The sequence below is a fragment of the Planosporangium thailandense genome (assembly GCF_011947195.1).
In the GTDB taxonomy this organism is placed as follows: domain Bacteria; phylum Actinomycetota; class Actinomycetes; order Mycobacteriales; family Micromonosporaceae; genus Planosporangium; species Planosporangium thailandense.
In genome coordinates, this window is the sequence record NZ_JAATVY010000059.1 from 1 (window position 1) to 5,227 (window position 5,227).

Consider the following 5,227-nt stretch of genomic DNA (forward strand, 5'->3'; position numbering starts at 1 on the left):
TGGGATTCCTTTGGTGACAACATGTTTGTTGCCGGGATTTTCTTTGACAAGTTTTTGTTGGAGAGTTTGATCCTGGCTCAGGACGAACGCTGGCGGCGTGCTTAACACATGCAAGTCGAGCGGAAAGGCCCCTTCGGGGGTACTCGAGCGGCGAACGGGTGAGTAACACGTGAGTAACCTGCCTTCGACTCTGGGATAACCCCGGGAAACCGGGGCTAATACCGGATATGACTTCTGCCGGCATCGGTGGGGGTGGAAAGCTTTTGCGGTCGGAGATGGGCTCGCGGCCTATCAGCTTGTTGGTGGGGTGATGGCCTACCAAGGCGACGACGGGTAGCCGGCCTGAGAGGGCGACCGGCCACACTGGGACTGAGACACGGCCCAGACTCCTACGGGAGGCAGCAGTGGGGAATATTGCACAATGGGCGCAAGCCTGATGCAGCGACGCCGCGTGAGGGATGACGGCCTTCGGGTTGTAAACCTCTTTCGACAGGGACGAAGCGCAAGTGACGGTACCTGGAGAAGAAGCGCCGGCCAACTACGTGCCAGCAGCCGCGGTAAGACGTAGGGCGCGAGCGTTGTCCGGATTTATTGGGCGTAAAGAGCTCGTAGGCGGCTTGTTGCGTCGACCGTGAAAACCTGGGGCTTAACCCTAGGCTTGCGGTCGATACGGGCAGGCTAGAGTTCGGTAGGGGAGACTGGAATTCCTGGTGTAGCGGTGAAATGCGCAGATATCAGGAGGAACACCGGTGGCGAAGGCGGGTCTCTGGGCCGATACTGACGCTGAGGAGCGAAAGCGTGGGGAGCGAACAGGATTAGATACCCTGGTAGTCCACGCTGTAAACGTTGGGCGCTAGGTGTGGGGGGCCTCTCCGGTTCCCTGTGCCGCAGCTAACGCATTAAGCGCCCCGCCTGGGGAGTACGGCCGCAAGGCTAAAACTCAAAGGAATTGACGGGGGCCCGCACAAGCGGCGGAGCATGCGGATTAATTCGATGCAACGCGAAGAACCTTACCTGGGTTTGACATGGACGGAAATCCGGCAGAGATGTCGGGTCCTTCGGGGCCGTTCACAGGTGGTGCATGGCTGTCGTCAGCTCGTGTCGTGAGATGTTGGGTTAAGTCCCGCAACGAGCGCAACCCTTGTCCGATGTTGCCAGCGGGTTATGCCGGGGACTCATCGGAGACTGCCGGGGTCAACTCGGAGGAAGGTGGGGATGACGTCAAGTCATCATGCCCCTTATGTCCAGGGCTTCACGCATGCTACAATGGCCGGTACAAAGGGCTGCGATACCGTGAGGTGGAGCGAATCCCAAAAAGCCGGTCTCAGTTCGGATCGGGGTCTGCAACTCGACCCCGTGAAGTCGGAGTCGCTAGTAATCGCAGATCAGCAACGCTGCGGTGAATACGTTCCCGGGCCTTGTACACACCGCCCGTCACGTCACGAAAGTCGGCAACACCCGAAGCCGGTGGCCCAACCCTTGTGGAGGGAGCCGTCGAAGGTGGGGCTGGCGATTGGGACGAAGTCGTAACAAGGTAGCCGTACCGGAAGGTGCGGCTGGATCACCTCCTTTCTAAGGAGCACCATCCGTCGAAAGGCGGCATGGAGCCCGCGTTCCCGAGTGTGGAACGGGGTGCTCATTGGCGGAGACACTGGCAAGTCCGAGCCGGCAACGGCTGGGCGTCTTAGTACGGCTCCTCGCGGAGCAGGGAACGGATTCCTGGTGCGGCTGGTGGGGATGTAGGCACCCTGTTGGGTCCTGAAAGAACAACCCGGTGTGGTTGATCTTTCTGGGATCGACGTTGGCGATCATCGCCTCGTGTGGGTACGGCGCCCGGTTGGGTGTGCGCCTCGCGGTTGTGGTGGTGGGTTGCGCGTTTGTTGAGAATTGCACAGTGGATGCGAGCATCTTTGTTTTTCTGATCTTTGTGGTCAAGTTGCTGAGGGCACATGGTGGATGCCTTGGCACCAGGAGCCGATGAAGGACGTGGGAGGCCGCGATAGGCCTGGGGGAGCTGTCAACCGAGCTGTGATCCCAGGGTGTCCGAATGGGGGAACCCGGCACCAGTCATGTGGTGTCACCCGCACCTGAATTCATAGGGTGTGTGGAGGGAACGCCGGGAAGTGAAACATCTCAGTACCGGCAGGAAGAGAAAACAAGAGTGATTCCGTGAGTAGTGGCGAGCGAAAGCGGATGGAGGCTAAACCGGTCGCGTGTGATACCTGTCAGGGGTTGCGCGGTCGGGGTTGTGGGACCCTGCGCGGCAGGCTGACACCTGTCGAAGGAGTTACAAAGCCAGCGATTAGTCGAAGCCGTTGGAAAGCGGCGCCGTAGACGGTGATAGTCCGGTAGGTGAAAGTCGTTGGCCTCCTGTGGGTGTTCCCGAGTAGCGGCGGACCCCTGTAATCTGCCGTGAATCTGCCAGGACCACCTGGTAAGCCTGAATACTCCCTGGTGACCGATAGCGGACAAGTACCGTGAGGGAAAGGTGAAAAGTACCCCGGGAGGGGAGTGAAATAGTACCTGAAACCATGTGCCTACAAACCGTCGGAGCTGAGTCCTTTCGGGGATAGGTGACGGCGTGCCTTTTGAAGAATGAGCCTGCGAGTTAGTGGTGCGTGGCGAGGTTAACCCGTGGGGGGTAGCCGTAGCGAAAGCGAGTCTGAATAGGGCGTTTTAGTCGCGTGCTCTAGACCCGAAGCGGAGTGATCTAGCCATGGGCAGGCTGAAGCGCGGGTAAGACCGCGTGGAGGGCCGAACCCACCAACGTTGAAAAGTTGGGGGATGACCTGTGGTTAGGGGTGAAAGGCCAATCAAACTCCGTGATAGCTGGTTCTCCCCGAAATGCATTTAGGTGCAGCGTTGCGTGTTTCTTGCCGGAGGTAGAGCACTGGATGGCCTAGGGGGCCCACAAGCTTACTGAAGTCAACCAAACTCCGAATGCCGGTAAGTGAGAGCGTGGCAGTGAGACTGCGGGGGATAAGCTTCGTAGTCGAGAGGGAAACAGCCCAGATCGCCAGCTAAGGCCCCTAAGCGTGTGCTAAGTGGAAAAGGATGTGGGGTCGCATAGACAACCAGGAGGTTGGCTTAGAAGCAGCCACCCTTGAAAGAGTGCGTAATAGCTCACTGGTCAAGTGGTTCCGCGCCGACAATGTAGCGGGGCTCAAGCACACCGCCGAAGCTGTGGCATTCACACGTATGTGTGGATGGGTAGGGGAGCGTCGTGCTGCCGGTGAAGCGGCCGGGTGACCGAGTCGTGGAGGCTGTGCGAGTGAGAATGCAGGCATGAGTAGCGAAAGCAGGGTGAGAAACCCTGCCGCCGGATGACCAAGGGTTCCAGGGCCAGGCTAATCCGCCCTGGGTGAGTCGGGACCTAAGGCGAGGCCGTGAGGCGTAGTCGATGGACAACGGGTTGATATTCCCGTACCCGCGAAGGACCGCCCATGCCGAACCTCGTTGTGCTAACCGCGCGAGGCTGGCACGGTCTTCGGATCGTGTTGGCTGAGTCCGGGATCCTGGCGGGTAGTAGGCAAGCGATGGGGTGACGCAGGAGGGTAGCTGATCCCGGCCGGTGGTTGTGCCGGGGTAAGCGTGTAGGCCGCAGCATAGGCAAATCCGTGCTGCATGATGGCTGAGACGTGATGCCGAGCCGTTTAGGTGAAGTCAGTGATCCCATGCTGCCGAGAAAAGCCTCTAGCGAGGTCCGAGCGGCCCGTACCCTAAACCGACACAGGTGGTCAGGTAGAGAATACCGAGGCGATCGGGTGAACTGTGGTTAAGGAACTCGGCAAATTGCCCCCGTAACTTTGGGAGAAGGGGGGCCACGCCTGGTGATCGTCCGCGCGACGTGAGCTGGGGGTGGCCGCAGAGACCAGGGGGAAGCGACTGTTTACTAAAAACACAGGTCCATGCGAAGTCGTAAGACGATGTATATGGACTGACGCCTGCCCGGTGCTGGAACGTTAAGGGGACCGGTTAGCCCGTGAGGGCGAGGCTGAGAACTTAAGCGCCAGTAAACGGCGGTGGTAACTATAACCATCCTAAGGTAGCGAAATTCCTTGTCGGGTAAGTTCCGACCTGCACGAATGGCGTAACGACTTCCCCACTGTCTCAACCACAGACCCGGCGAAATTGCAGTACGAGTAAAGATGCTCGTTACGCGCGGCAGGACGGAAAGACCCCGGGACCTTTACTACAGCTTGACATTGGTACTCGAGTTAGCTTGTGTAGGATAGGTGGGAGCCGGTGAAGCCCTAACGCCAGTTGGGGTGGAGGCAGCGTTGAAATACCACTCTGGTTGATTTGGGTATCTAACCTGCGGCCCTGATCGGGTCGAGGGACAGTGTCTGGTGGGTAGTTTAACTGGGGCGGTTGCCTCCTAAAAGGTAACGGAGGCGCCCAAAGGTTCCCTCAGCCTGGTTGGCAATCAGGTGTTGAGTGCAAGTGCACAAGGGAGCTTGACTGTGAGACTGACGGGTCGAGCAGGGACGAAAGTCGGGACTAGTGATCCGGCACTGGCTGGTGGAAGCGGTGTCGCTCAACGGATAAAAGGTACCCCGGGGATAACAGGCTGATCTTCCCCAAGAGTCCATATCGACGGGATGGTTTGGCACCTCGATGTCGGCTCGTCGCATCCTGGGGCTGGAGTAGGTCCCAAGGGTTGGGCTGTTCGCCCATTAAAGCGGTACGCGAGCTGGGTTTAGAACGTCGTGAGACAGTTCGGTCCCTATCCGCCGTGCGCGTAGGAGACTTGCGAAGGGCTGTCCCTAGTACGAGAGGACCGGGACGGACGAACCTCTGGTGTGCCAGTTGTACCGCCAGGTGCACGGCTGGTTGGCTACGTTCGGAAGGGATAACCGCTGAAAGCATCTAAGCGGGAAGCCTGCTTCTAGATGAGGTCTCCCACCCCCGTGAGGGGGGTAAGGCCCCCAGGAGACGACTGGGTTGATAGGCCGGATGTGGAAGCCCGGTGACGGGTTCGAGCTGACCGGTACTAATAGGCCGAGGACTTGACCTACACTTCCAGGTCGACAAATCAAAGCGTGAGCATCCACTGTGTGATTCTGAACAAACGACCAGCAGCCAACGGCGCGGTTGACATGTTCATAGTGTTACGGCGGTCATGGCGGAGGGGAAACGCCCGGTCCCATTCCGAACCCGGAAGCTAAGCCCTCCAGCGCCGATGGTACTGCACCCGTGGGGGTGTGGGAGAGTAGGACGCCGCCGG

At 59.1% G+C, this 5,227-nt stretch carries 3 rRNA genes; all 3 read left to right on the forward strand.

Features of this window, described 5'->3' with window-relative positions:
• Positions 1 to 54: 54 nt before the first annotated feature.
• A 16S ribosomal RNA gene (locus tag HC031_RS32010) occupies positions 55 to 1,572 on the forward strand.
• A 357-nt stretch (positions 1,573 to 1,929) separates the two neighbouring features.
• Positions 1,930 to 5,017 (forward strand): 23S ribosomal RNA (locus HC031_RS32015).
• Between the two features lie 95 nt (positions 5,018 to 5,112).
• Positions 5,113 to 5,227: ribosomal RNA gene (rrf, locus tag HC031_RS32020) — 5S ribosomal RNA — on the forward strand; the annotation flags it as partial.